This is a genomic window from Planktothrix mougeotii LEGE 06226, assembly GCF_015207485.1.
In the GTDB taxonomy this organism is placed as follows: Bacteria; Cyanobacteriota; Cyanobacteriia; order Cyanobacteriales; family Microcoleaceae; genus Planktothrix.
The window spans coordinates 1-5954 of sequence record NZ_JADEWU010000136.1; the positions used below are offsets into that span (position 1 = coordinate 1).

Annotated in this window: 5 protein-coding genes and 1 pseudogene; 4 read left to right on the forward strand and 2 right to left on the reverse strand. The window is 39.7% G+C overall.

Features of this window, described 5'->3' with window-relative positions; all coding sequences use genetic code 11:
* On the forward strand, positions 1–383 hold a 383-nt coding region (locus tag IQ236_RS27135), incomplete at its 5' end, for a PPC domain-containing protein (RefSeq protein WP_193872298.1).
* A 34-nt stretch (positions 384–417) separates the two neighbouring features.
* Here IQ236_RS27135 and IQ236_RS27140 read toward each other — a convergent pair.
* On the reverse strand, positions 418–765 hold the full coding sequence (locus IQ236_RS27140) for a hypothetical protein (RefSeq protein WP_193872300.1): 348 nt from the start codon (positions 763–765) through the stop codon (positions 418–420).
* Positions 766–937: 172 nt separating this feature from the next.
* Between IQ236_RS27140 and tmk the strand changes: the two genes are divergently transcribed.
* From tmk to IQ236_RS27155, 3 genes are read left to right on the forward strand one after another with little or no spacing between them, the layout of a single operon-like run.
* The gene (gene tmk, locus IQ236_RS27145) at positions 938–1582 is read left to right on the forward strand and encodes a dTMP kinase (protein WP_193872306.1); all 645 of its coding nucleotides are present in this window, start codon (positions 938–940) and stop codon (positions 1580–1582) included.
* A 10-nt stretch (positions 1583–1592) separates the two neighbouring features.
* Complete coding sequence (gene holB / locus IQ236_RS27150) at positions 1593–2561, forward strand: DNA polymerase III subunit delta' (protein WP_193872302.1); 969 nt, start codon at positions 1593–1595, stop codon at positions 2559–2561.
* Between the two features lie 6 nt (positions 2562–2567).
* Positions 2568–4802 carry an FUSC family protein gene (locus IQ236_RS27155; protein ID WP_193872304.1) on the forward strand — a complete coding sequence of 745 codons (2235 nt, stop codon included), beginning with the start codon at positions 2568–2570 and terminating at the stop codon, positions 4800–4802.
* A gap of 70 nt (positions 4803–4872) precedes the next feature.
* On the opposite strand, the pseudogene IQ236_RS27940 reads toward IQ236_RS27155, so the two are convergent.
* Positions 4873–5954, reverse strand: a pseudogene (locus IQ236_RS27940) (DUF4912 domain-containing protein); the annotation flags it as partial.

The following is a 5954-nucleotide window of genomic DNA, read 5'->3' on the forward strand; positions in this document are numbered from 1 at the left end:
CCCCAACCCCAACCCCAACTCCTCAACCGTCTCCCACTGAAACACCCCCGACATCGACTCCTAATACTATGTTGTTAGATCAGCAGGGGGAATTGCAAGAGGGAGATAAGGTTTTACCTTCTGATAAAAGTTTGTATGATGAATACACTTTTGACGGACAACAAGGTCAACAAATTACGATTTCTTTAGAAAGTTCTGAGTTTGATACTTATCTGGCGGTGTATACCCCAGACAATCAATTACTGCAAGAACATGATGATATTAATCAAAATAATTCCAATTCTCAAATTACCGTCACGTTACCGAAAACAGGAACCTATCGCGTGATTGTTAATGCTTATGATAGCAAAGGAAAAGGAAAGTATTTGCTTAAAGTTCAGTAAAGTTTAGAGACGTGCGAAGGCGCGTCTCTTTTTCTTATAACGCAATACTTTCTAACAAAACCCACTGACGGTTATCAATAATTAATTGACTCACTTGTTCAAAGATTCCGCGACAATGATTGGTACTTTGTAATGCTAAGGCTTCATTTTTAACATAAACGGTCATTTTGGTTTCATTCACCGTAGAAGTTGCGGTATCAAATACCACTTCAGCAATAACTAATTCTTGCACGGTGACTTTCCCTAGAGCTTCCCGTGCAATAATTGAGCTTGGGGTTTGATAGGTGATCTCCAGATGACAAGATTCTAGGATATCAATCATCATCGGTCGTAGATCTTCAATCCCGACATTAACAATAAAAAATCCAGTGTAGCGGGCCATAGAGAACTCCAGAGGTGCGAGAGGCAATTTTGAGTCTAAAAAATTGAGGGTAAACTTAACCTCAGTGATTAAACCATTTCAACGATCATGGTCTATTCCAGACCTTATCATATTTAGAGAAGGTTTGAAATATCGGACGATGATTATTGATTTCAGGGGAGACTGTCAGCCGATGGGGGGAAAATTAATTGTGTTTGAAGGGGTTGAAGGCGGCGGAAAAACGACTCAGATGCAAAGGATTCAACTTTGGTTACAAACTGTGACCGATACACCTGTGGTCATGACCCGCGAACCGGGGGGAACTGTCTTAGGCCAGGAGTTAAGACGTTTATTATTAGAGTATCAGGGGAAAGAACCCATTCAGGATCGGGCAGAATTGTTAATGTATGCTGCCGATCGCGCTCAACACGTTGAGGGGTTTCTTAAACCGTTATTATACCAGGGAACGATTATTTTATGCGATCGCTACACAGACTCAACTATTGCTTATCAAGGCTATGGTCGAGGGTTAGATTTGAGTTTAATTGAACAATTGAATCACATTGCGACCCAGGGTTTAGAAAGTGATTTAACGGTATGGTTAGATGTGGATGTGGAACTGGGACTTGCCAGAACTCGCAACCGAGGTAAAATGGATCGCATGGAACAAGCCAATCTGGAATTTCATCAGCGTGTAAAACAAGGGTTTCAACGATTAGCTGAATCTTATCCAGAGCGAATTGTAACGATTGATGGAACGTTAAAGGTTGATGAAGTGACTGAAAAAATTCAATGGGTTTTAAGTCAAAAATTAATAGAATGGGGATTCAGGCTTTAATTAATACCAAATGAATGCTTTTTTCGATCGGTTAATTGAACAACAACCTGCTATTGAGTTGTTAACACAAGTAGTAGCCCAAAATCGTATTGCTCCGGCTTATTTATTTGCCGGGGTGGATGGGATTGGTCGGACGTTAGCAGCGAACTGTTTTATTGAATTTTTATTGTGTCAAAATCTCGATAAAAAAGTTGATGAAAAACAAATTCGTTCTCGAATTCAACAAAGAAATCACCCGGATATTCTTTGGGTAGAACCCACTTATTTACATCAGGGAAAACGTTTGTCTGCAAAAGAAGCTGCCGAAGCAGGAGTGAAACGCAAAGCACCGCCTCAAATTCGGATTGAACAAATTCGAGAAATTAGTCAATTTTTAAGTCGTCCTCCCTTAGAAGCGTCTCGATTAATAGTAGTAGTTGAACACGCAGAATCTATGGCAGAATCCGCCGCCAATGGATTATTAAAAACGTTAGAAGAACCGGGAAAAGCAACGATTATTTTAATAGCACCGGGAATTGATTCGTTATTACCAACATTAGTATCTCGGTGTGCAAAAATTCCGTTTTATCGGTTAACGGATGAAGGTATGAAGCAGGTTTTAAAACAACAAAATTTAACGGATATTTTATCCCATCCTGAAATTTTAGCAATGGCGCAAGGAAGTCCCGGACAAGCCATTTCCCATTGGCAACAATTACAAACTATTCCAGTAGAATTTTTAAATAAAGTTAAAAAACCTCCGGCTAATTTAAGAGTCGCTTTAGAGTTAGCTAAAGAAATTAGTCAAACCTTGGATAGTGAAGGACAATTGTGGTTAGTGGATTATTTACAACATTGTGATTGGCAAAACCAACAAAAAAAGGGAATCATTGATGAGCGGTTTTTAAAACAGTTAGAAAAAACTCGAAAATATTTATTAAATTATGTTCAACCGCGATTAGTTTGGGAATGTACGTTAATGAGTCAATTTTTATCCTAACTTTTTATGACTGGAATTCTGGCTGATAAACAATTTCGTTTTCTGCTCAAACCTAGCGGTAATCTTAAATTGGCAAGGGGATTAAGATTAACTATTGCATTATCAGTTTCTCTCGCCGTTGGACAATTAACAGGTCATCCTGATGTCGGTTTTGCGGTCGGAATTGATAGTTTATTTTTTCTTCTGAGTGATGCGGGGGGATTTTATTCAACACGGGCAATTTCTTTACTATTTACGATTATAATTTCTACGGGATTAGTTACGTTAGCAACCTTAGTTTCTAATATTTTATTGTTTAAACTAATATTAACATTTTTCAGCTTATTTTTTGCCGGATATATTGCTATATTTGGACATCCTGGGGTGTTGTCGGGAATTGTGATTGGCTTATTTACTTTAGTAACCTTATATTTACCTGCTGGAGGTTGGGAAATTGCGAGTGAAAGAGCGATGATTTGTCTGATAGCGGGAGGATGGACAATGATCTTATGTTTAGGAATTTGGCCGTTAAATCCCTATCTTCCCTTAAAAAAATCGATTAGTCAATGTTATCAAGCTATTGCAGACTATATTAATCAGGGTAAAAATTGTTCTTCAATAGAAGAATTAAAACGGGTGAATCAACTTCGAGAAACCTTAGAAAATGCTCGTCAAGCTTGGACATTAAACCGTAAATTAAGGTTAGGAAATACGCCGTTTGGGGAAGCCGTTATTATTTTAGTTCAAGATGCTGATCATTTAATTACATCCATTGTCACCTTAACAGAATTAGCCCAACTTCATCAACATGATCCCCAATTTATCACCGTTGGTCTTTTAGTTGATGATGCTTTAGCAAAAATAGCTTTATTTTGTCAAAATTTAATTAAACTTTTATGGAATCAATCGGTTTATATTGATAGTTATAATTTAAAACGCATTGCAATAGCGATCGCTCAACAAAAACAACTACAACAACAAACCATTGGCAATCAAGTTGAAGATTATCCGGCTTTAGTGATTATAGAAACCATTGTTTCAACCTTAGAAACGATTATTCGTCAATTAGATTGTACAGCAAAAACTATCACTCAAATCAGAAAGAATCAATCGATTAATCACCCCCAAAAAGATAAAATATTATCCGCAGAAACCGAAACTTTATCCCAATTTAAACTAATATCGGGGTTAGATCCCTTGCGAGATAACTTTACCTTAGATTCTAGCTTTTTTCGTCATGGGTTACGGTTAGGAATTATGACAACTATGGGGGTTGCTATTTATAGTGTAGCTGAACTTCCCCAGGGAAACTGGTTAACAATCACAATTTTAGTTGTCCTACAACCTAATTTTGGTGGAACGTTTCAACGGTTTTTCCATCGAATGTTCGGAACAATTTTAGGGTCAATCATTACCCCTATTCTTTGGATGAGTATTCCTAATTCCTTGATTTTAGAAAGTCTTAATTTAGCTTCTATTATATTGGGATTTTCTTTAGTTCCCTTTCATTATGGTTTAGCTGTATTTTTTATTTCTATTTTTGCCATTGGATTAGAAATGAGTCGAGAGGGGGGAAATTGGCAAGTGGCAATGGTTCGTTTTCTCTGGACTTGTATCGGTGCTGCGTTAGCATTTGTCGGTGCGTTTGTGTTGTTTCGATCTCAGGAAAAAGAACAGCTATCGGCTAAATTAATTAAGGCAATTACAGCCTCCAATGATTATTTTAATACGGTTTTATCGGTTTATTTAGGAACTGCATCCGATGATTTAAACCGAATAACAAAACAACGGCAAAAAACCCGTTTAGCTTATTTTAATGCTCAAGCGGCATTACAGCAGTTAAGTAGTGATCCCAATACCTCCACTGCGGAAATCGAACCGAAAATGACCTTATTAATTTATTTGCATCGATTTAGTCGGTCTGTTAGTATTTTATTGGCACAATTAGAACATTTTACAGGGACTGAACCCCATCCTGAATTAGCGACTTTTGTTGAACAAGTGAATCAATTTTTTAAGCGATTAGTTGATGCTATTTTAACGGGAACTTTACCGCCAGCTTTTCCCAATTTTGAACCCTCTATCCAAGCGATACAAAACCATTTACACGCCTTACAAGCAACTCGACTACAAGAGTTTGCACGAGAGCAAAACTATACCCCTACTCGTCAAATTTTAAAAGATTATACCATTTTAGGAATTGAACTTAATCAAATGCTTGATTCTCTTAATTCGATTCATTCAACCATGATTCGCTATTGAAAAACCCCTCAAATATTAGTGAGGGGTTGATCATTCTAAAGGATTAAGTTGTTAACATTTTAATTTGAAATTAGTGCAGCCATTCAGGTACTGCTTCTTCTTTCGTGTTGGTGTGACGTTCAGGGGTTTCACGCACAAACTTGAGGTGAACAGAACGGGTTTGCTCTCCATCCGCAGCAACGGCGAAAATGGGGAAATCGAGTAAACCGTCTTGGAAGGACATTTGTAAGCGGAATGTGCCATCGGGGTTAAGTTTGATGGGACGTCCGCCAATGGTTAAGTTAGCGTCGGGTTCGGTCGCACCATAAATAATCAGTTCAGCATCAGCCACTAACCAAAACTCGCGAGGACGTATCGGTGGCATTGAAGAGCCCATCCCAATACCAGACATTCCCATACCAGACATGGTATAGCCTAATCCCGCACCGGACATACTCATTCCAGCACCGGACATGGTTTGTCCGACACCGGATTGAGTATAACCGACTCCAGATTGAGTATAACCGACACCGGATTGAGTATAACCAACACCGGATTGAGTGTAACCAACACCGGATTGAGTATAACCGACTCCAGATTGAGTATAACCGACTCCAGATTGAGTGTAACCGACTCCAGATTGAGTATAACCTACACCGGACTGGGTGTAACCCATACCCACCCCAGACATTCCGACACCGGACATCGTTTGACCGATACCGACACCGGACATAATTTGTCCAACGCCAGATTGGGTATAACCGACACCGGACTGGGTGTAACCCATACCCACACCGGACATTCCGATACCGGACATCGTTTGACCGATACCGACACCGGACATAATTTGTCCAACGCCAGATTGGGTATAACCTACACCGGACTGGGTGTAACCCATACCCACCCCAGACATTCCGATACCGGACATGATTTGTCCAATACCTAAACCTGCGCCCGACATTCCCACACCCGAAGTGGTGTAACCGACACCAGACTGGGTATAACCCAAACCTGCGCCCGACATTCCGATACCAGAGAGGGTTTGACCAATACCTAAACCTGCGCCCGACATTCCCACACCCGAAGTGGTGTAACCGACACCAGACTGGGTATAACCCAAACCTGCGCCCGACATTCCGATACCAGAGAGGGTTTGACCAATACCTAAACCTG

Coding starts and splice junctions, on each gene's coding strand:
- IQ236_RS27140 (WP_193872300.1), bottom strand. CDS start 765: ATGGCCCGCTACACTGGATTTTTTATTGTTAATGTCGGGATTGAAGAT.
- tmk (WP_193872306.1), top strand. CDS start 938: ATGGGGGGAAAATTAATTGTGTTTGAAGGGGTTGAAGGCGGCGGAAAA.
- holB (WP_193872302.1), top strand. CDS start 1,593: ATGAATGCTTTTTTCGATCGGTTAATTGAACAACAACCTGCTATTGAG.
- IQ236_RS27155 (WP_193872304.1), top strand. CDS start 2,568: ATGACTGGAATTCTGGCTGATAAACAATTTCGTTTTCTGCTCAAACCT.